The 21981-nt window shown below is 59.4% G+C and carries 16 protein-coding genes; 7 read left to right on the top strand and 9 right to left on the bottom strand.

Features of this window, described 5'->3' with window-relative positions; genetic code table 11:
• Nucleotides 1–33: 33 nt before the first annotated feature.
• Both ACUIAG_RS00270 and ACUIAG_RS00265 read left to right on the top strand, forming a co-directional pair.
• The gene (locus ACUIAG_RS00270) at nt 34–1668 is read left to right on the top strand and encodes a phosphotransferase (RefSeq protein WP_445339789.1); all 1635 of its coding nucleotides are present in this window, start codon (nt 34–36) and stop codon (nt 1666–1668) included.
• Nucleotides 1669–1757: 89 nt separating this feature from the next.
• On the top strand, nt 1758–1997 hold the full coding sequence (locus ACUIAG_RS00265; RefSeq protein WP_024627268.1) for a DUF3107 domain-containing protein: 240 nt from the start codon (nt 1758–1760) through the stop codon (nt 1995–1997).
• A gap of 64 nt (nt 1998–2061) precedes the next feature.
• On the opposite strand, the gene ACUIAG_RS00260 is transcribed toward ACUIAG_RS00265, so the two are convergent.
• On the bottom strand, nt 2062–2949 hold the full coding sequence (locus ACUIAG_RS00260; protein ID WP_445339788.1) for a PHP domain-containing protein: 888 nt from the start codon (nt 2947–2949) through the stop codon (nt 2062–2064).
• A gap of 71 nt (nt 2950–3020) precedes the next feature.
• Between ACUIAG_RS00260 and ACUIAG_RS00255 the strand changes: the two genes are divergently transcribed.
• Nucleotides 3021–3629 (top strand): vitamin K epoxide reductase family protein, encoded by a 609-nt coding sequence (locus tag ACUIAG_RS00255; protein ID WP_445339787.1) that lies wholly within the window; start codon nt 3021–3023, stop codon nt 3627–3629.
• Here the strand turns inward: ACUIAG_RS00255 and dapF are convergent, their stop codons facing one another.
• Complete coding sequence (gene dapF, locus ACUIAG_RS00250) at nt 3630–4595, bottom strand: diaminopimelate epimerase (RefSeq protein WP_445339786.1); 966 nt, start codon at nt 4593–4595, stop codon at nt 3630–3632.
• 67 nt (nt 4596–4662) lie between these two features.
• Between dapF and murI the strand changes: the two genes are divergently transcribed.
• Both murI and ACUIAG_RS00240 read left to right on the top strand, forming a co-directional pair.
• A complete protein-coding gene (gene murI / locus ACUIAG_RS00245) occupies nt 4663–5448 on the top strand; it encodes a glutamate racemase (RefSeq protein ID WP_445339785.1) in 786 nt (261 codons plus the stop codon).
• A gap of 68 nt (nt 5449–5516) precedes the next feature.
• Nucleotides 5517–6368, top strand: a complete 852-nt coding sequence (locus tag ACUIAG_RS00240; RefSeq protein WP_045924054.1) for a patatin-like phospholipase family protein — start codon at nt 5517–5519, stop codon at nt 6366–6368.
• A 52-nt stretch (nt 6369–6420) separates the two neighbouring features.
• On the opposite strand, the gene ACUIAG_RS00235 is transcribed toward ACUIAG_RS00240, so the two are convergent.
• Nucleotides 6421–7389 carry an SPFH domain-containing protein gene (locus ACUIAG_RS00235; RefSeq protein ID WP_445339784.1) on the bottom strand — a complete coding sequence of 323 codons (969 nt, stop codon included), beginning with the start codon at nt 7387–7389 and terminating at the stop codon, nt 6421–6423.
• Nucleotides 7390–7555: 166 nt separating this feature from the next.
• On the opposite strand from ACUIAG_RS00235, the gene ACUIAG_RS00230 reads away from it, so the two are divergent.
• Nucleotides 7556–8503, top strand: coding sequence for an aldo/keto reductase (locus tag ACUIAG_RS00230; protein ID WP_445339783.1), 948 nt, complete (start codon nt 7556–7558; stop codon nt 8501–8503).
• Between the two features lie 136 nt (nt 8504–8639).
• On the opposite strand, the gene ileS is transcribed toward ACUIAG_RS00230, so the two are convergent.
• The 4 genes from ileS to ACUIAG_RS00210 form a co-directional block, all read right to left on the bottom strand.
• On the bottom strand, nt 8640–11984 hold the full coding sequence (gene ileS / locus ACUIAG_RS00225) for a mupirocin-resistant isoleucine--tRNA ligase (protein WP_445339782.1): 3345 nt from the start codon (nt 11982–11984) through the stop codon (nt 8640–8642).
• A 275-nt stretch (nt 11985–12259) separates the two neighbouring features.
• Nucleotides 12260–13534 carry a glutamate-cysteine ligase family protein gene (locus ACUIAG_RS00220; RefSeq protein WP_445339781.1) on the bottom strand — a complete coding sequence of 425 codons (1275 nt, stop codon included), beginning with the start codon at nt 13532–13534 and terminating at the stop codon, nt 12260–12262.
• Between the two features lie 137 nt (nt 13535–13671).
• Nucleotides 13672–15999, bottom strand: a complete 2328-nt coding sequence (locus ACUIAG_RS00215; RefSeq protein WP_445339780.1) for a glycoside hydrolase family 3 N-terminal domain-containing protein — start codon at nt 15997–15999, stop codon at nt 13672–13674.
• A gap of 207 nt (nt 16000–16206) precedes the next feature.
• Complete coding sequence (locus ACUIAG_RS00210) at nt 16207–17616, bottom strand: MFS transporter (protein WP_445339779.1); 1410 nt, start codon at nt 17614–17616, stop codon at nt 16207–16209.
• A 170-nt stretch (nt 17617–17786) separates the two neighbouring features.
• Here ACUIAG_RS00210 and ACUIAG_RS00205 point away from each other — a divergent pair, with 170 nt between their 5' ends.
• Nucleotides 17787–20066, top strand: a complete 2280-nt coding sequence (locus ACUIAG_RS00205; protein ID WP_445339778.1) for an alpha-L-rhamnosidase-related protein — start codon at nt 17787–17789, stop codon at nt 20064–20066.
• 69 nt (nt 20067–20135) lie between these two features.
• On the opposite strand, the gene ACUIAG_RS00200 is transcribed toward ACUIAG_RS00205, so the two are convergent.
• Entirely contained in the window at nt 20136–20765 is a 630-nt protein-coding gene (locus tag ACUIAG_RS00200; RefSeq protein WP_445339777.1) for a TetR/AcrR family transcriptional regulator, read from the bottom strand.
• 515 nt (nt 20766–21280) lie between these two features.
• A complete protein-coding gene (locus tag ACUIAG_RS00195; protein ID WP_445339776.1) occupies nt 21281–21934 on the bottom strand; it encodes a sugar O-acetyltransferase in 654 nt (217 codons plus the stop codon).
• Between the last annotated feature and the right edge of the window lie 47 nt (nt 21935–21981).

The following is a 21981-nucleotide window of genomic DNA, read 5'->3' as shown; positions in this document are numbered from 1 at the left end:
ATTCACAACAGTCCTTGTATTATCCTTGAGAATGTGAGTGAACGAACGAAGCTGACCCTGGCTGCCCTGGCGTCGGCCGCCATGCCCGAGGTGCCCATGACCGGCGCGCGGGACTGCGACCAGCTCAGCAGCCTTGACCGCGCACAGGGCGTGGACTGTGCGGTGGTCCAGGACGCGACCGGCAACGTCTACGACGTCTGGGCCACCAGCTCGGAAGCCGGCAAGCGCCGGTTGGCCGCTCGGGTCAAGGCGGCTCAGGCTCTGGCCGATGCCAAGGAGATGGCGGCCATGGGCTTCAGGGTCGAGCACATCCTGGCCTACCAGCCCGGCGAGAAGGCCGATAGCCCGACCGGCACCACAGCTGTTGCCGTCATGACCCACTGCCCAGGCCGAATCCGTCCCCTCCATCTGCTGACGTTGAACGAATGCACCGCCGCAGGCACCGCCATCGGCGCCATCCACCGGGTGCGCCCTGATTTTCTGAAAACCCACGGATACCCAGCCTTCTCCACTGCCCAGATCGCGGCCCAACTGCGGGGATGGATCAAGCGGCTGCGCATGGACGGCCACGTGCCCAAGGAAATCACCGATTCCTGGGCATCCATCGTGGCGACCGACGGACTCTGGTCCTTTGAAACATGCACCGTGCACGGAGGCTTTTCCGACGGCGACCTACTCTATGCAGGCTCCGGGCTGAGCGGGGTCTACGGTTGGCAGGACATGCAGGTCAACGATCCTGCCCGTGACCTGGCCTGGATCTTCGCCAAGCTGGATGGATCCCGCCGCAACGCAGTCATTGCAGCCTACGGCAGGATGATGGGGGCTCGGCTGGACGACCTGATCATGCTCCGAGCCAATCTCTGGCTGCAGATGGAGCAGGTGGGCGACTTCATCACCGCCCTGGATCATGCCGACAACGAACAGATCATCCAATTCAAGGCCCAGGTGGAGCGTCTGGCCCAGCAGTTGGGCGACCACGAGCAGAACCAGCGCGCCCGTCGTCAGCAGCAGACTTCCGGTTCGTCACCCACTGGGGCACCCTCCACCATCACCGTGGGCACCCTGCTCGGCGACGACAATGCCGAGAATCCGGCATCAGAACAGGGCCTCGCCGCGGCAGATGCGGCAACCTCACCTAAGGAACCCTCCTTTGAACCCTCGGATGAGAGCTCGGCCACCATCGCCATCAGCAGGGCAGAAATGGCTGACCTGGCTCAGACCCAGACCGCCATGGACCATTCCGAAGCCAGGAACAAGCCCATCAGACAGGCCCAGAGCACAAACCTTGGCAGCGACAATCAACCCAAGCCACCAGCTGTTGCTCCTGTTGCCCAAGAAGAGGAATCAGGCCTGAGCGATCATTTCCGCGGCATCGGCAGTCCAGCCACCGGCGACGAGGATACGGATGGCGAGGCGAATCCAAAGGCTGCAACGAGCGACCCGTCCGTAGACAGCCAGTCCTCGAACCCCGCTGGGGCAGGAGAGGCCGCTTCCCAGCCGCATGATGCCTCGTCAGCTCAAGCCCTCGCCAGCGATCAGGCTGAGACCGTCGTCATTCCCAGAAAGCCCCTGCCCGAGCAGACCCCCACGCTCACTGCAGACGGACAGGCATCGGCATCACCGCCGGAAAGCGGCTCTTCCCCGGAGGAGCATCAGGGAGACGCTTAGAGCGTAATCACCCGGGCCAGCGAATAATGAGACCGGAAGAACCGTGGGCCGGCAGGTCTGGGCGACGGAAAACAACCTTGGAGGTAGCAATGGATATCGAATTCGGCATCAAAAATGTGGCCCGGACGGTCAACTTCAGCACCAATGCCAAGGCGGACGAGGTGGCTGCACACATCGCCCAGGCCCTGAACGAGGGCGGGCCCATCGATCTGGTGGACGACAAGGGCCGGCACATCATTGTTCCTAAGGAGTCCCTGGGCTACGCAGTGGTCGGTTCGGACACCACCCATCCGGTCGGCTTCGGTGTCCTGGGAGGCTCCTCCGACTGAGGCTGTGATCGCCTGACGGGGGCGGCCGGGTCCTTGTGGTCCGACCGCCCCCGATTCGTATCCGCTAACCCTTCCAGGCCACCGGACGGCTCCCCCGGGCCCTGTCCACGATTCGGGCCACCACCTCGTCACTGGTGCTGTTCTCCCCCATGCGATTGGGCTTGCCTTGGCCGTGCCAGTCCGATCCTCCGGTCACCAGCAGCCCCCAGCGCTGGGCCAGGGCCAGCAGCCGTCGGCGCTGCTCGGGCGGATTGTCCCGATGCCAGACCTCCAGGCCTCCCAGTCCCTCCCCGGCCAGAGCGGCTATCTGCTGGTCGGAGAGCAGGACGGGATTGCGACTGACTGCACCGGGGTGGGCGACGACCAGGACGCCGCCTGCATGGTTGACGGCTGCCAGCACCTGGTGGGTGGTCGGCGAGGGCGTTGGCAGATAGTAGGCGCTTCCGGAGGAGCAGACCCCGGCGAAGGCCTGGCTGCGGTCGGCATAGACACCGGCCTTGACCAATGCATCGGCGATATGCGGGCGGCCCACCGTGGTCTTCGACCCCTCCTTGACCTGATCCAGCACATCCTGCCAGGTGATCGGGTAATCCCGGGAGATCCGCTCGACCATGGTCCTGGTCCTGGTCAGCCTGGCCTCCCTGGTCTTGGCGAAGAGCCCGGCGATGACCGGATCCTCAGGATCATAGAGGTAGGCCAGCATGTGAACCGAGACATGGCCATCCTGGGCGGTGATTTCGGTGCCTGGCAGCAGGGGCATTCCCAGGTCCTGAGCCGCCTGACGGGCCTCATCCCAGCCCGCATTGGTGTCATGGTCGGTGATGGCCAGACCCTCAAGTCCCAGCTGCTGCGCCTGCTCGACCATCCCCCGGGGCGTCACGGTGCCGTCGGAGAACACGGTGTGGCAGTGCAGGTCCCATCCGGAGACCGCGACAGTATCCTCATGCGTCATGCCTCCATCCTAAACTCGTGAACGCGTTCCCGTCTCAGAGAACCCTCCCGACCATTGAGGTGATGGACCCCATGAGCGAACCGACCTCGTCAGCCCCTTCCAGCTATCTGATCGCCGCCCTGACCTCGTTTGCGGCGCTCTACGCCAGCCTGGTCCTGTCAGCGGAAACCCTGCAACTGGCGCGTCACCCCCAGGGCCAGCTCAGCTGTGACATAAACTCGGTGGTCTCCTGCTCAGCCGTGGCCCAGTCCCCCCAAGCCGAGCTGATCCGCCTGGGCACACTGCCGATCCCCAATGCCTTTCTGGGGCTGGTCGCTGAGGCTGTCTTCCTGACGCTGGCCGTAGTGGGTCTGTGCCGAATCAAAATGCCTGCGCTGCTGGCGGCAGGGACCTGGCTGGCCTCGCTTGCCGCCCTGGCCTATGCGCTCTGGCTGTTCGCCCAGTCGCTCTTCGTCATCCACGCCCTCTGCCCCTGGTGCCTGGTCATGACCTTCGCCACCAGCCTGCAGTTCATGGCCTTCAGCCACGCCACGGTCATCCAGCAGGGTCTGCCGCGCAAGAGGTCGGGATGGCTGCTGACCTACTATCAGCGGCACTTCGATCTGATGGTCGACCTGGTCTGGCTGGTCGCCCTGGCCACTACCGTCCTGGCTGTGGAAGGATCCGCCCTCTTCGGCTGATCAGCAGTCTGGCACATTCTCCAGGGTCAGACGGGCGACCATTCTGGCCGGTCCAGTCAGCCACACATCCTGCGAATCCACGTCCACCTTCAGACGGCCCCCGCCCACCTGGATGGTCCAATGGTCGACCCCGGTCAGGGCTCGCAAGAGCACGCCGCTGGCGCACAGACCGGTACCGCAGGACAGGGTCTCGCCCACCCCACGCTCATAGACCCTCATGGTGGCCCGACCGCTGCCATTGTCGGCATCCAGGGCATCCAGACGCAGGAATTCCACATTCTGCCCCTCAGCCAGCCCGGGCCTGACCCGCGGCGGGGCCGACAGGTCCAGATCGCCCGGATCGGGCAGGTCGGTCCTAGCCAGCAGTTCGGTCACGGTCCCGGGCAGTCCACCGGCCTCCAATTCGGCAGCGACTGCAGTCAGGACGACTGCATGAGGATTGCCCATATCCACCATGGTGCCAGGAGCCGAGCCTCCCAGGGCTCCGCCGTCGACCAGCTGTTGCCCCACCGGCCCCATCCGCCAGGCCCCGACCTTGACCTTGAACACATGATCGCCGTCGCACTTCATCGGACTGCGCGAGACGATCCGCTTGACCCCGGCCCGGGTCCCCAGCAGGAAGGAGGCGCCTTCCATAGTCGGCGTCAGCCCCTGCTTCTGGGCGAAGAGGGTGATGGCCCGGGTCCCGTTGCCGCACATCTGAGCCAAGGAACCGTCCGCATTGCGGTAGTCCATGAACCACTGGCAGCCGAAACGGTCGCAGGCATCCACCTGCTCCTGGTTCAGGTCGCTGACATCGGCCGGGTGGGTCAGCCGGATGACCCCGTCGGCTCCGACTCCGAAATGACGGTCGCACAGCCAGCGCACCTGGTCGGCCGTAGGCTCCAGATCCCCCCGGGGATCGGCGTAGACCACGAAATCGTTGCCGGTGGCTTGCATTTTGTAAACAGTCCGGGGAATACTCATGCTTGTAGCGTACGGCCCTTCGGCGACAGGCTAGGGTGGTTCTTCGGCTGCGAAAGGAGCGGATCAGATGACATCAGATGCACCGATCGGGATCTTCGACTCCGGACTCGGCGGTCTGAGCGTCACTGCAGCCATCCGCAACCTCCTTCCTCAAGAAAACCTGCTCTACTTTGGCGATTCCGCCTACGCCCCCTACGGCATCAAGAAGCCGGATCAGATCACCCAGCGCTGCCAGGTCATTGGCGACCGGTTCATGGACCAGGGCGTCAAGGCCATGGTCATCGCCTGCAACACCGCCACCAGCGTCTGCGTGGATGAAATGCGCCGACGCTACCCGGTCCCGGTCATCGGCATGGAGCCGGCCCTGAAGCTGGCTTGCACACGTGGCGGAGGCCGACCCCAGCGGGTACTGGTCACGGCCACCCCGCTGACCTTGAAGGAGGCCAAGTTCTCACGCCTGATGGCACGGTTCTCCGGCAGGCACACCATCCTGACCCAGCCCTGCCCAGACCTGGTGACCATTGTGGAGTCTGACAGGCTGAATGACCAGGCCCTGGTCGATGCCACCCTGCACCGTTATTTGGATCCCTATGACCTGCAGACCCTGGATGCCCTGGTCCTGGGCTGCACCCACTTCGTCTTCTTCCGCCAGTCCATCGCCCGCATCTGCCCGCCAGGCCTGGCGCTGATCGACGGCAACCCTGGGACGGCCCGCCACCTCAAGGATCTGCTGGCCCAGGCCGATGCCCTCAACCCGGGCCCCGGCACCGGCAGAGTAGAGATCGCCAACTCCGATCCCTCACCGGCCATGCTGGATCTGTCCAAGCGGCTGCTGGCCTCCTGCCGCCCCTGAACGGCTTGTCCAACGTTCACGCATAAGCTGTCATCAAGCTCGGATATCTGTCAGAAAACGAGGTGCCCATGGCACGCAAAAGAACAGCCGTCATCGACGTAGGCGGCGGCTACCGGTCCATCTTCGGCGCCGGCGTCTTCGACCGCTGCATGGAGCAGGGCATCACCTTCGATCACTGCTACGGGGTCTCGGCCGGCAGCGCCAATCTGGCCTCATTCCTGTCGGGCCAGCTCAGACGCTGCTACCGCTTCTACACCGTCTACTCCTCCCGCAAGGAGTACGCGAGCGTGAGCAACTTCCTGACCAAGCACACCTTCGTCGACCTGGACTACGTCTATGGCAAACTGTCGGCCCACGACGGAGAATGCCCGCTGGATTACCAGGCTCTGAAGGCCAATCCGGCCCTGTTCACCGTAGTCGCCTGCAAGGCCACTGACGGATCCACCGTCTACTTTGACAAGTCCGACCTGGCCCAGGACAACTATGACATCCTCAAGGCCTCATCCACCGTGCCGGTGGCCAACAAGCCCTACATGATCGATGGGGTGCCCTATCTGGACGGCGGCATCGCCGACCCGGTCCCGGTCCGCAAGGCCATGGACGAGGGCTACGAGCGCATCGTCCTGGTCCTGACCCGCCAGAGGGATATTCTGCGCGAACAGAAGAAGGATGTCCTGCCGGCCCGGATCCTGGCCAGAACTTATCCGGCGGCCGGCGAGCGCCTGATGGAGCGTTACCGCACCTACAACGACGAGGTGGCCCTGGCCAAGCAGGCCGAAAAGGAGGGTCGGGTGCTCATCCTGGCCCCTGACAGCCTGTGCGGACTGACCACGCTGAGCAAGTCGCTCAAGGGACTCAACGCCATGTACGACAAGGGCTATCGGGCCGCCGAGGCCATAGCCGACTTCCTGAAAAGCTGAACCCCGACCCCGCAGGACCTGCCATGCGGAAATTGCTTCTTAGGACACGGCCTTACAGAGCCGGCGTCCCGGCCCCGCCCTCTGCGCCCGCACTCCTGCGGCCGTGGCGGGGATCCGCACTGCCCTGGGTGCTCTGGGCGGTCATCAGCGCTGCGGTCATCTGGTTGAAGAGCTCGTTGTAACCACCGGGGGTCGCCGCAGGCAGAACCAGGGTCTTGGCATTGTCGGACTCGGCCAGCGAGCGCATCACATCCAGATATTGGTTGAAGAGCACCACATTGTTGACCGCATCGATATCCATGCCCACGGCCCTCAGACTGTTGATCTGGTCCACAATGCCGTTGGCGATCTCCCGTCGGTAGTTAGCCTGGCCCTCGCCCTGCATCCTGGTCTTCTCGGCATCGGCCCTGGCCTGGGTCTCGATCTCGATCCGACGGGCCTCGGCACGCTCCCTGGTGGCCTCCTTCTCACGCTGGGCCGCGTTGATGGAGTCCATAGCCTGCTTGACCTGGGCGGAGGGGTCGATAGCCGTGACCAGGGTCTTGATGACCGAGAACCCGAAGCGCTGCATCTCCTGGCCCACGGTCTGCTGCACGTCGGAGGCGATGTCGTCCTTGCGGGCGAAGGCGTCATCCAGGCTCAGGGCGGGAATGGCCGACCTGAGGGCGTCCTCCATATAGGAGCGCAGCTGGCCCGCCGGGTCGACCAGCTCGTAGTAGGCCGTAGACACGTTGGCCGCCTCCACCCGGAACTGTGCAGAGACCTCCACGGTGACGAAGACGTTGTCCTTGGTCTTGGTCTCCAGCTTGACGTTCAGCTGGTTGACCCGCAGGTTGGTCTTGGCGGCTATCCGGTCCACCAAGGGGATCTTGGCGTGGATGCCCGCCAGCGCCACCCGGTGGTACTTGCCGAAGCGCTCAATGACGTCCGCCTGCTGCTGGGGCACCACGAAAATCCCCAGAAGGAAGATGATCAGCGCCAGGACCAGCACGGCGATCACAATGGCGATGCCCAGATGCATGAGTGTTCTCCTTCGAGCTTAAAACCCTTGGGGCCGGACCTGAGAACCGCACCATTCCGGCCTATCCTCTCATCACCATACATGATGGACTCGTCTGAATAATCGGTTCGGGCGCATAAGCCGTAATAGACTCGGTTTAACAAGTCTTCAACCCGAAAGGATGAATATGGCAAAACTACGCGGCATCGACGCCGAAATCTTCCCCCTGGTCCTGGGCGGCAACACCTTCGGATGGACCAGCGACGAATCTGTGTCTGACCAGGTCCTGGACGCCTACACACAAGCCGGGGGCAACCTGATCGATACAGCCGACGTCTACTCGGCCTGGGCCCCAGGCCACTCCGGCGGCGAGTCCGAGATCGTCCTGGGCCGCTGGCTGGCCAAGAACGGCAACCGCAACAAGGTCCTGGTGGCTACCAAGGTCAGCCAGCACCCCCAGTACTCAGGCCTGTCAGCCAAGAACATCGAGGCCGCCGCCGACGCCTCGCTGCTCAGGCTGGGCCTGGATGTGATCGATCTCTACTACGCCCACTTCGACGACAGCTCCACCCCCTTGGAGGAGACTGCGGCAGCCTTCGACAAGCTGGTCAAGGAGGGCAAGGTCCGGGCCATCGGCCTGTCCAACTACACGCCTGACCGGATCCGCGAATGGTTCAGCATTGCACGCAAGGAGGGCCTGACCCTGCCGGTGGCCCTGGAGCCCCAGTACAACCTGGTCTACCGCAAGACCTATGAGGGCGGCCTTATGCAGGTCGCCAAGGACGAGGATTTGGCGGTCTTCCCTTACTTCTCGCTGGCTTCGGGCTTCCTGACGGGCAAGTACCGGACCATGGACGACCTCAAGGGCAAAAAGCGCGAGGGCATGGTCAAGGACTTCTTCACCCAGGAGGGACTGGACGTGGTCGCTGCCATGGACGGCATCGCCAAGGCCCACGGGGTCGAGCTGGCCACCGTAGCCCTGGCCTGGCTCAACCATAGGCCTGGGATCGCAGCCCCCATCGCCTCTGCACGCACCCCCGAGCAGCTGCCGGCCCTTCTGGCCGCTGCCCATCTGGAACTGAGCGACCAGGATATGCAGACCCTGGACCAGGTCAGCGACAAGGTCAAGGGCTGATCAGCAGCCGGCGCTCCATCGCAATATTGCCAGCCGCACGGCCAAGCGTGGCGCAGACGAGCACCTAGCCAGGCAGGTCGTATGAAAAAGGGCTTCCATCTGATAGGAGATGGAAGCCCTTTTTATGCAACTATGATCAGGCTTTGACCAGGTCAACCTGCGGCTGGTCCAGATCGCCAGCATTGACGGTCAGACTGGTGGCCAAGGTCTCGCGGGCGATCAGGTCGCTGAACTGCTGAGCCTTGGAGGCATCCTCCTTGGGGAGGGTCAGGGTCAGCCGAATCCGGTCAGCGATGTCCAGGCCAGCGGTCTTCCGAGCATCCTGAACCTGGCGGATCAGATCCCTGGCATAGCCCTCCGCCAGAAGATCGTCGTCCAGCTGGGTGTCGAGAATGACGAAGCCGCCGGTGGGCAGGGCCGCGGAGGCCGACCGGTCGGCCTGGGAGCCATCCTCCTGCTCGATCCGGCTGTCCAGCTCGTATTCGCCGGGTTCCAGGGCCACCGCTCCGTCGGGGGTGGTGACGACCACGTGGCCGTCCTGCTCGGACCAGTCGCCCTGCTTGGAAGCCTTGATGACGAACTGGACCTGCTTGCCCAGCCGGGGTCCGGCCGCACGGGCATTGACCTTGAGATCGTGGATGATCCGCAGACCATGCTGGCCGGCCTGGTCCAGGGTGCAGAACTCCACGTCCTTGATGTTCAGCTCGGACTTGAGCACGTCCACGTAGGAACGGGCCGCGTCGGGGTCACGAACCACCACGGTCAGCAGGGACAGGGGCTGGCGGACGCGAATCTGCTCGGCCTTGCGCAGGGCCAGGGTGGCCGAAACCACCTCGCGGACCTTCTCCATGGCGGCTACCAGGGCAGGATCGTCACGCAGGACCTGTCCCAGTTCTGTCTCCTGCCCGGTGGCCTCGTCGGCCAGGAAGGGCCAGTCGGCCAGATGGACAGACTCGCCACCGGTCAGGCCCCGCCAGATCTGCTCGGCTTCCATGGGCGCCAGGGGGGCCAGAAGGCGGGCGAAGGCCTCCAGAACCGTGTAGAGGGTGTCGAAGGCCTGGTGGTCCTCGCCCCAGAAGCGGTCGCGGTTGTTGCGGATGTACCAGTTGGTCAGCACATCGATGAAGTCGGTCACCGCATCGCAGGCCTCCGAGATGGCGAAGTCGTCCAGGGCCTTCTGCACCGATTGGATCAGCCGACGGGTGCGTGCCAGCAGGAAGCGGTCCATCTCCGGCAGGTCGGCCACACGCTCCGGTGTCAGCGCCTGGGCCTGGTAGCCGGCGCCCTTGTTGGCCGCGTTGGCATAGAGCGTGTAGAAGTAGTAGGAGCTCCAGACCGGCAGCATGACCTGGCGGACCGTGTCGCGGATGCCATCGGCGGTGACGACCAGGTTGCCGCCGCGCAGGATGGACGAGCTCATCAGGAACCAGCGCATGGCGTCGGATCCGTACTTGTCGAAGACCTCGTTTACATCCGGGTAGTTGCGCAGGTGCTTGCTCATCTTCTGGCCGTCGGAGCCCAGGACGATGCCATGGCAGATCACGTTCTTGAAGGCCGGGCGGTCGAAGAGGGCCGTGGACATGATGTGCATGGTGTAGAACCAGCCGCGGGTCTGGCCGATGTACTCGACCACAAAATCACAGGGATCCCTGTCCTCGAAGTACTGCTTGTTTTCGAAGGGGTAGTGGAACTGGGCGAAGGGCATGGAGCCCGACTCGAACCAGCAGTCCAGCACATCGGTGATCCTGTGCATGGTGGATTTGCCGGTGGGGTCGTCAGGGTTGGGCCTGGTCAGCTGGTCGATCCAGGGCCGATGCATGTTGATCTGCCCCTTGTCATCAGTCGGGTAGCGGCCGAAGTCCTTCTTGAGCTCATCCAAGGACCCGTAGACGTCCACCCGAGGATACTTGGGATCGTCCGAGACCCAGACCGGGATGGGCGAGCCCCAGAACCTGTTGCGGGAGATGGACCAGTCGCGTGCATTGGCCAGCCACTTGCCGAACTGGCCGTCCTTGACGTTTCCGGGGATCCAGTTGATCTGCTGGTTGAGTTCCAGGAGGCGGTCCTTGATCTTGGTCACGGAGACGAACCAGCTGGAGACCGGCTTGTAGATCAGCGGGGTGCCGCAACGCCAGCAGTGCGGGTAGGAGTGGACGTAGCTCTTCTCCTGGAAGAGGAGGGCCCGGTGCTCGGCCGGGATCTGTGCCAGGGGGCCATCGCCTGCGCGCAGGTTGCGGACGATGGGCATGTTGGCCTCGAAGGCCTGCAGGCCCTGGTAGTCGGGGCACTGCTCGGTGAAGACCGCGCCTGCATCGAGCACGTCCACGCTGCGGATGCCCTTGGCGTTCAGGGTGTTCATATCGTCCTCGCCATAGGGAGCCTGGTGGACCAGGCCAGTGCCCTCCACGGTGTCGACGTAATCGGCCGTGTAGATGGTATAGGCATTGGGGCCGGGGGTGCCGCCCTCGGATTCAGCCTGCTCTCCGGCGAAGTAGGGGAAGACCGGCCAGTACCGCCAGCCCTCCATCTCTGACCCTTTGAGGGTGCGGACCACCTGGTAGTCCTCCCCCAGCTGCTTGGCGTAATCGCCCAGACGGGCCGTAGCGATGTAGAAGCGCTTGCCCGCGAAGGACCCGGAGACCGGACTGACCTCCGAGTACTCGATATCAGCGCCGACCACGATGGCCAGATTGGTGGGGACGGTCCAGGGGGTGGTGGTCCAGAAGACGGCATAGGCGTCCTCGTCCCTGAGCTTGACGGCCACGGAGACGGTGGTGTCCTGGCGGTCCTGGTAGACATCGGCATCCATGCGCAGCTCATGGTTGGACAGCGGGGTCTGATCCTTCCAGCAGTAGGGCAGCACCCGGTAGCCCTCGTAGGCCAGGCCCTTCTCGTAGAGGGTCTTGAAGGCCCACATGACCGACTCCATGTAGGAGACATCCAGGGTCTTGTATCCGTGGTCGAAGTCCACCCAGCGGGCCTGACGGTGGACGTAGTCCTTCCACTCGCTGGTGTACTTGAGCACTGAAGCGCGGCATGCGTCATTGAACTTCTCGATGCCCATCTGCTCGATCTGATCCACACTGTCGATGCCGAGCTCACGCTGCGCCTCCAGCTCGGCAGGCAGACCGTGGGTGTCCCAGCCGAAGACCCTCTTGACCTTGTGGCCCTTCATGGTCTGGTAGCGGGGAATGACATCCTTGACGTAGCCGGTCAGCAGGTGTCCATAGTGGGGCAGGCCGTTGGCGAAGGGCGGGCCATCGAAGAAGACGAACTCATTGTCGGCATGATCGCCGGAAGGGCGACGGTCTACTGACTTGTTGAAGGTGTCGTCATGGTCCCAGTAGTCCAGAACGGACTCCTCCATATGGGGGAAGGAGGGATTGGGCTTCACCTTGGCCAGAGCCGGGTCCACCACCGCCTTGGGATAGACTGCGCTATCCCGTTTTGTCGCATCTGAGGTATCAGTGGTCTGATTCACCGTTCACGCTCCTCGCTGGTCGTTCATGTCGCCATGTCGAGGACGAGGGACCCATGGGGCCCACCGCGGTACCACCTCGCTTGCCCGGCCAATGACCTGCGCCGGACCGCTTGAACTGGGCTATGCGGGCCCGCCCGTCGGTTCTACTGAGGATCGCCGCAAGCGAGCCCGTTCTTCCGAAGGCTCCCCGCTGATAACGGATCAAGGCCCATTAGTGACCAGATTATACCATTCTCAGGAAACCTGACCCGCCCGTTCGCATAACGAAACAGTCGTCAGGACTGGAAGCGTTCAGGATGGCGCGGATCGCCCGGCAGATCATCCAGAGTGTTCTCGGCACCTAGCGCCTGCCGCCAGAAGTCCAGGGAGCGGCCATAGGGACTGGCCTGGCCGCCGCGGACCTGCAGGTCGGCCTTGGCCTGGAGCACGTCCTCCTCGCTCACCCCGTCCAAAAGCCCGACAAGTCCGGCGAATCGATCCGAGTCGTAGAAGATACCGCCGACGATCTCCAGAAGTCGGCTGGCACGTTTCATGGGCAGGGAATCCCAGTGCCTGAGCTCGATGTAATTCTTCAAACGGACGTCGTTGAAGTGCGTGGTCAGGATATGCGCTATCTCGGCATCGTTGAGCCGGCGGTCAGGATAGATCTCCCCGGCGTTTTCATGCCAGGCAATGAAGACCTGCTGCCCCAGTGGCCCGTCCACCTCAGGGGTGTGGGAGACATCCGCAACCATGAGCGGGGTGGAGAGCATGTCCACGGCATAGTCCTCCCAGCCGAAGCCATCCTCGAACAGCCCCGGGATCAGGCCCGTGCGCTGGGTGTCGAGCCAGTCCCAGATCCGCTGACGTCGCAGTGGCATGCGGTTGGGCTTCCCCTCAAAGATTGGGGTGTTGCGGAAGAAGTAGGCCACAATAGGCCCGATGGCCGTGCCCAGACGGATCTTGGCGATGGCATCGTCCTCGTCCTGGTAGTCGATGCTGATCTGGGTGGAGGCGGTGCTGCGCATCATCATGGGCCCGCACTGGCCGATGCGACCCAGGTAGGTGTTCATGACCGCATAACGTTCCTTGGGATTGACGCCCACATCCGCATAGGACCCAGCCGGACGGTACCCGTACTCGACCAGACGGAATCCCAGTCGCTCGGCGATGGGGTCGGCCTCGGCACGGAAGCGACGGTAGAGTTCCTCGAATTCCCGGCTGTCGCGCACCACGCCCAGGGAGCACTCCACCTGGCTTCCGGGCTCCAGGGAAACCACGCAGCCCGGCCTGCTCAGCCCGACCAAGTGGCCATCTTCCCGGTATTCCTTATCGCCGTCGTAGCAGGGCTCCAAGGCCGACAGCAGAGCCTCGATGCCCCGCTCCCCCTCATAGGGAACCGGAGCGTCGGAACCATCATTGCGCACCGGCAGATGCTCGACCTCAATGCCGAACCGCCACTTGGACCGTGGTTTGGATCCGCGTGTGAAGTAGTCGACCAGGCTGGCCACATGCCGAGGATTGGGGACCGTCAACAGGTGCGCATACCCAGCGCCTACGCTTTTCCTCATGCTGTCATGGTAAGAGCGGCCGAGGGCCACGGGCAACCAACACGCGAGGAGTTCCACAACAAGGTATCGGTCAGTCGACCGGCGGCAATCCAGAACAACCGCAACCTAAAGCAACCGCAACCCGGTCGATTTCAGGCTCAGCCCACGGTCACCGTCACGGCCTGCAGGTCTTCCCTGCGCGAGGAGGATCCCACCAGCACCTGGAACTGACCGGGCTCGACCCTGCGGTTGCAGTCGGCATCAACCAGGGTCCACTCGGACACCGGTAGATCAAAAACCACCTTCCGGGTCTGCCCTGGATCCAGCTGAATCCTTTGGAAGGCCTTGAGCTCGCGGTCGGCCCAGCTGACGGAGGTCACCAGGTCGCTGATGTAGGCCTGGACGACCTCGGTGCCTGGGCGCTGGCCGGTGTTGGTCAGGTCCACAGTCACCCTGACCCTGTCTTCAGGGCCGACGGCATCCGGTCCGTCGATCTGGGGCTTTCCGTAGGCAAAGGTGGTGTAGCCCATCCCCTGGCCGAAGGCGAAAGCCGGCTCTTGGGTCAGGTCGGCATAGCGGTCACCATGCTGGCCTCGGATCTGGTTGTAGTAGACCGGCAGCTGCCCGGCATGCCTGGGGAAGGTGATGGGCAGCCTGCCTGTGGGCTCAACCATGCCGGTGAGAATCCTGGCCAGGGCACGGCCGCCTTGCATGCCTGGGTCGGGCTGCCAGATCAGAGCCCTGGCCGACTGTGCGGACGGGGGCAGGATCAGCGGCTTGGAAGACATGAGCACGATGACCATGGGCTTGCCCGTCTGTGCCAGGGCGTCCAGCAGATCGCGCTGAGGACCGTAGAGCTCCAGGGTGGCAGTCGAACGGCCCTCGCCCACCAGCTGGACCACGTCGCCGACCACGGCAACCACCAGGTCGCTTTGCCTGGCCAGGTCCACTGCCCTGTCGAAGCGGTCCTGATCGATCGTGGCCGGGGCCGCCACCTTGGGCCTGGGCTGGCCATCAGGGAAGAGCGGGCCCGCAGGGTCGTCGACCAGACGGAGCACGTCGACGCCCTGCTCGCAGCCGAGCCGCCAGTTTTCAGGCAGCTCCTGGCGCAGACCGTCGGCCACGGTAGAGATCATCTCCCGAGGCTGGTCCTTGATCCAGTCGCACTGACCCGAACCGCCGGCCCAATCGCCCAGCTGGTTCTGGGCATCATCGATCAGCGGACCCACCAGGGCGATGCTGTGCGATGAGTCATCGCCAGGACAGCCATCGGCACCTACCCCACCGAACAGGGGCAGGATGCCGTCGTTCTTCAAAAGGACTGCCGACTCCTGGGCCACCTGAAGGTTGAGCTCCTGGTGCTCCGGTGAGTTGATAATCGCCTTCTGGGCCTCGGGGTCGGGCAGACGCGGATCCTCGAAGAGCCCCATGCGGAATTTCAGGGCCAGGATGTGCTTGACCGCCCGGTCAAGGTCCTCCTCGTGCAGAAGCCCGGCATCCAGTGCATCCAAGGCTCCCTGGTAGAAGCCGGGCGTGGTCATGATCAGGTCATTGCCGGCCTTGACGGCTGCTGCAGCGGCCCTGGCGTAGTCGGGCTGCACCTTCTGCTCCCAGACCATCCGACCCACGTTGTCCCAGTCGGTGATCAGGGTGCCCTGGTAGCCCCACTCCCCTCGAAGCACCTCGTTGAGCAGCCAGTTGTTGATGGTGACCGGGACTCCGTCGATGGACTCGTAGCCCAGCATGAAGGTTGCCACGCCCTCCTTGGCCAGGCGCTCGAAGGGCGGCAGGAACCAGGACAGCAGCTTGCGGTGCGAGAGGTCGGCCTCGGAGGCATCGCGCCCGCCCTGGGTCTCGGAATAGCCAGCGAAGTGCTTGGCCGTGGCCAGCACAGCATCCTTGGGCAAGGTCCCGGTCATGGCCGATCCGCCCTGGTAGCCGCGCACCATGGCCGAGGCCATCTCGCCGATCAGGAAGGGGTCCTCGCCGAAGGTCTCATCCACCCGGCCCCAGCGGGTGTCCCTGGCGATGCAGAGCACCGGGGAGAAGGTCCAGTGGACGCCTGTTGTGGCGACCTCCTGGGCTGTGGCCCGCCCCATCCGCTGAACCAGTTCAGGGTCGAAGGAAGCCGCCATGCCCAACTGCTCGGGAAAAATGGTGGCCCCGCGGAAGAAGGAATGGCCGTGGATGCAGTCATCGCCGATCAGCAGAGGAATGCCCAGACGGGTGCGATGAACGGCCTTGTCAGCCTTGATCATGTTCTGCGGAGAGACATGCAACAGTGACCCGGCGTGCTGATCCACCACCTCCTTGTCCACCCCCTGGCGGGCATCGAGCTGCATCATCTGGCCCACCTTCTCCTCACGGGTCATCCGGCCCAGCAAATCAGACACCCGCTCGTTCACTCCAAGACGCACATTTCTATAGGGCATATTCTGCGTGTTCGCTTGCACGACCAAACCAGTTTCTCTTTTCCAAATGACCATTACTGAAGCTACAAATACTTCTACATACTAGAGAAATCCTTGTGCTTCATACGGTTTCCCTGCATGAAGCACAAATGCCGATAACTAGGGTTTAGATCAACAACGGCACAGCCAAGCAGCATCTCTTGAGCAAGCAGCAAAATCAACGGCTTCGATGCAATCCCTCTAGTGCCTACGATATTCTCCTTAATTTGTCCCAAACTGGAGTCAACGAACGCCCCGAATGGACAAGATAAACACAGAACCGAGAATTGCCAGGCAGATAGAAGTTGCAAAAGCCACAGGATATCCGCCAGTTATATTGACAATAGTCGATGTGACAACTGGCCCAATCATTTGTCCCAGAGTTGTAGCCAAATTGAGAATGCCGAGATCCTTACCGGCCTCTTCCTTATTGGATAGCACGTCGACGTTCAACGCCTGATCTACAGACGAGTACACACCATATCCCAAACCTGCCAGACCAGCATAAAGATACATACCCATCGTTGTTGGCATGATCCATGGCATAGCAATACCTATGGCAAAGAGTACTGATGCAATGAAGACCGGGACTTTGCGACGATTCAAAATATCCGAAAGCGGCCCGGAAACAACAGGGCCAAGCAGTGAAACCACCATTGATATGACCGACATGACTGCAATAGTCTTGGCCGCCGTTTTAGTATCCTGCCCAACATGATCTGTGACGATATAAAGCTGATAGGCGGAAATCATCTGATAACCCATAAGCATGCAAAGACGACCACAAAACGCCTTGTAAAAATCATGATTGGCCTTAAAGACTGGAGGCTTGAAAGACATTGCAATATCTTTCAAAGTTCCGCTGTCTTGAGGAAGAAAATCAGCAGAATGCTCCCTGGGGATAATAAGAATGACAAAGATTCCGCTGGCCAGCATAAACACCCCAGCGCAAACAGCAGACATGGTCCGGTTGTTCATAAGCTGCGTCGCCAAAAGTGTACCCAAAGGAGCACCGACAGTGGAACCAGCACCATAAAAAGCACTCATCGTTGCACGAATACCTGAAGGCACCCTGTCGGACAGAAGAGCAACAACAGGTGCAATCATCATGTTTAAACCGGCCATGGCAAGTCCGAAGAAAGCAACTATGCAGAACGCATTGGGAGCTATACCCGTCAGAAACATGAAGACGCCACCGACAATGGCTCCCACTATGATCCAGGGCGTCCTTCTGCCGAAACGAGATCTGGTTCGGTCAGAGAAATTGCCGAAGATCAAGTTGGACAGTAGTGAAAACACCGAAGACACCACACCATTGATAGCTATGACGCTCTCCGGGTTGTGAACCATGGTCTTCAAACGAAGAGGAATAATGAAGGCTGAAACGGCATTAATCCCGACCATCCAAAAAATACCAAAACCCAGAAAAGCAATTCCGTACCGGATGATGGTCGTCTTCGAAAAGGGCAACCCGGTTTCTGGTGACAGACTCGGATCTTTTTCCGCTTTTTCTATAGCGACACGATACTTATCTAATCGTTGCTCGCGCGAGATATCTTCGGTAGCTTCATTAGTACCTGACATATCTTTCTTCTTTCTACAAAACATCACCTTTGATTTATCTCTTCTTGGGATGACTATTATCTTTGTCATCTAAGATACAGGACATTATATCTGTCTTTAACCTTTGTCAAATTAATGGTGGTTAGCCAATAAATACGCCAGTATTACTGGTGTCTATAGCTACATTCAGAAACAATCATATTATTTAGCCATGTTAAGATAGCAGATAAAGCGGTAACAGTTCTAGCAAAGGAGCAAGTATGAACGAAACAACCTTGCGGTCCGCCAAAGCTCATTGGATTTGGCCGAGTACAGCGGACGGTCATGCGGATCTGGATTCAGCAAAGCATCACCCAGTTTTCGCGAATTTCCGAACTACGATTAATCTCGCCAAAGTGCCTGAGTCTTTCACTGTCACTGTCTGTGCGGACGGACGATACAAACTCATTGTGAATGGAGAAGTAATTCAGACCGGACCAGCAAAAACCTGCCGAACCATCCGCTGCTACGATGAAATCGATTTGTCAGATCACCTACGCCAAGGATGCAATATCATCGCCGTTATTGTCCTTCACTATCCTGCCGATCAACCGGGCAATTATAGTATTGCCTCCACTTCGACACCTGGCTTATGGATGAGCTCTCCCATGCTGAATACCGATTCGTCATGGAAATCGGTCATCGAGCCGAGCAGACAAATTATCAGCGAAAATGCTTTTTATGCCCCCTTGCAGATCATGGAAAGCTATACGCCCATAGACTTAGATGACGACTGGACAACCAGTATCAATTCCGCAGCCGACCAGTGGAGAGATTCATACGAATATTCCAGGGATAACCTAGCTGATATTCTTTTGCCCGAGTCCCTACACCCCCGAAGCATTCCGTTTATGAAGAGCGAAAAATGCGAGTTCCAGGATGCAAATCTGTTAAAGCAAACAATACCTGCCCACTCTGCAAAAGAAGTCACCCTTAATGCAGGAGAGTTGATGACGGGATTCCTACGGATTACCGTGGCCCGAGGAAAAGGGGCTAAGCTGAATATCCTGGAATCCGAAGGGTACGTGAAATATGCACCGGAAAACCCAAAGAGCTTTGAAGATCAGCCCGTCAAAGGAGACAGAACGGACTCTGTCAATGGAACACTGGCCGGATTCACAGATAGGTATACTGTGGCAGGTTTTGGCACGAAAGAGACACCTGAGGTTTTTGAACCCTTCTGGTTCAGAACTTTCCGATACGTAAGACTTCACATCACAACCGGAGATCAGCCCCTTGATCTGCTCTCCTGTACGTACAGAATTTGCGAATATCCCCTCCAGGTCTCGACTACGGTTGACATCGACAACGATCTGCTGTCCGATATCCAAAATATGTCACTGCGCACACTACGACGCTGCATGCATGAAACCTACGAGGACTGCCCCTTTTATGAACAATTGCAGTACATCATGGACACAAGAAGCGAAATCCTTTACACCTATTCGGTCAGTGCCGATGACAAGCTGGCTCGCCAGGCAATTGAAGCCTTCATGGATTCACAACAGCCTGATGGTTTGCTCAACTCCTGCTCGCCCAGCAACACATTGAATATCATTCCCGGATATTCGATTTATTTCATTGCCACTCTCTTCGATCATATGATGTACTTTGACGACAAAGACCTACTTAAGCGGAGCTTACCTACGATCAAACGAATATTGAATTTTTTCAACAGCAATTGCAGGTCTGATGGTCTGATAGATGTCATAGGAGGCATTGACGCGCCTAATCCAAGATGGTCGTTTATTGATTGGACACCTGAGTGGAAACAAACACGTGGCGTTCCACCGGCAATAAATCAAGGTCCTCTCACCATGGAAAGCTTGCTCGCCGTTATGGGATACCAGTATGCAGCTCAAATCTGCGATCATCTTGGAGAATCCTCAACGGCAAAACAATATCGAGTACACGTCGCACGGCTGCAAAAAGCCATCAACTGTCTTTGCCGGAATGACGAGGGTATGTATACCGATGGTCCGGACTGCAGCGAGGTAAGCCAACACTGCCAAGTCTTTGCGATCCTAACCCGCACAATCAGCCCTGAAGAAGGTCGCAGCAACCTATTAAAAACACTGGATGACACGCAGCATTATGCTCAGTGCTCCATCGCCATGACCTACTATCTCTTCCGAGCCCTAGAAATGACTGGTCTATATGACCGCACCACCGAGCTTTGGAAACCGTGGGAAGACATGTTGGCTAATCATTTGACGACAAGTGCCGAAGATAATCTGAGCCAACGGAGTGACTGCCATGCTTGGGGATCAGTGGCGTTGTACGAATTACCTTCAGCAATATTAGGCGTCAGACCGGCAGAGCCTGGTTATCGATCAGCCATTATTGATCCCCACCCGGCTGGAATGCTCCACGCCAGAGGAACTGTCGCAACCCCATTAGGCCAAATATCAGTTTCTTGGTCAAGGGAGAGCCTTAATGACCGTCCGATTATTACAGCCAAGGGACCCGAGAAAATAAAATTGATTATCCGTGAAAACTAATTATCGCGACAACAGGTAGAGGCCTGACAAATCGAGCCACCTGATACACATTGCTGTGGCAGCAGGCCTTTACCGTGATACATACCCATCCCAAAGGGGTGACGGAAAGAGCATCCCCTCTAAATCGAGCCATTCGGCGTACATGTCAATTGGGGGATTGCGCAGCCATCTGAATTGGATACCGTCAAACAGCTCCATGCAATGACGCACATAAGGGCGCATGTTGTCCCACGGGCCTATTGCTGGGGGAATGCTCCAAGGAATCTTGGAATAATGTTCCCAAATTGAAGCCGGCCTATTGGTAAACATGTCATGTAAAGGATGCTCCGGGTTCACTGCTTCAGCTCCTAGAACATTATATAATTGCACTAATGTAGGTCGTCGCGAATTACAACATATTAGATATCGCATATAAGACGGGAACAGTGGACGTTCTGGGTCGCTGCCAGGTAAACCAGAATTCAGGAATTCCTCCGGCGTCCCCGTTTTATCATAGACTTCCGTAATAACGAAGGAAAGCAAGCTTTCCTTGCTGTCGACATAATGCATGAGTCCCGGCTGGGAAATACCAACCTCCTTGGCAACATCGGTCAAAGTAATACCGTTGTATCCACGCTCGCTAAATAGCTTTGTTGCAGCATCAAGGATTTCCCGTCTGCGAACCTCCGTCGGTCTGCGAACCTTGTGCCTTTTATTCACCAATGTTATTTCCTTGCATCATCTGACCCAAACTCCATCAGTCATGTCAGCAACTCCCGCTGCAAGACCATGCCAAAATTATAGTATGTTCAGTGTTTGTAAACTGCTTACTTTAAGCCATCACTAGAAGGTGTTCACAATAAGAATGAAGTCCTATAATCTCATCCAACAGATTTGACTGCAATAGCAAATACAACATATAGCGCCGGAGGCACGGGTCTTCAGAATTCCAGTCAGTTTTGCTTTTGACAACAATGAACATGGGTCACAAGAACATTATTCGCATATCACCACTGAATATCTTCATGACAAGTGAATTCAGAAAAGTCAGTAACTCATACCATTGAACATCTCCGTCCTAGTCTGGAATAAGTAGCACTGGTTGAGAATATCTCAACTGGATATTGCTTGCTAATATTTTTAGCCAGCATAGCCGTGACATCCTTATCATGACAGCTGCTGAGCCAATGACACGGACCAAACCGCATTGGACAGCTATGCGGATAAAATGAACATTAGCCTTCCTGATCCATCCTGAAAGGCCGGGCATTATAAGGCGCCTTAAACCGACGATCCCCCCAGTAGTATTCATAATCGTGGTCACTGATGGGACGGACAACCTTGCAGGGATGGCCATAGGCGACCACGTTGGAAGGAATGCCCTTGGTGACCAGGGACCCTGCCCCGATGACCGTGTTGTCGCCGATGGTCACTCCCGGCATGACGATGGCGCCTGCTCCGATCCACACATTCCTGCCTATGCTGACCGGAACCGAGAACTGGGGCGTTCCATATACGCGTATATCGGGGCGAATGGTGTGCCCCGTGGTGACGATGGTGACGTTGGGTCCGAACATGGTGTGGTCGCCTATGTCAATGCGTCCATCGTCGACCAGAACCAGGTTGAAGTTGGCATAGCATTTGCTCCCCCAGTAGGTGTTGCAGGCCCAGTTGGCCCGCACTGGCCCCTCAATCCAGCTGCCTTCGCCGAATGAACCGAACATCTCTTTGCAGAGGTCCCGCTTTTTCTCCGCCTGGCTGGGACGGCAGGCGTTGAACTCGAAGACCAGATCCTGCTGGGCGTCCTGGACCTGCTTCATTTCGGGTGTATCGGCAATGTAGATCTGGTCGGTGTCCAGCAGAGCCTTGATCTCCTCGCGGCTGGTCATGGGAAGCCCCTCTTTCCTTGATCTTCGTGGTTCAGCAGCTCCGAGGC

This window comes from Bifidobacterium sp. ESL0825, from assembly GCF_052606465.1.
The sequence above is the reverse complement of the archived record's forward strand: the minus strand, read 5'-3'. Positions and strand labels throughout refer to the sequence as shown.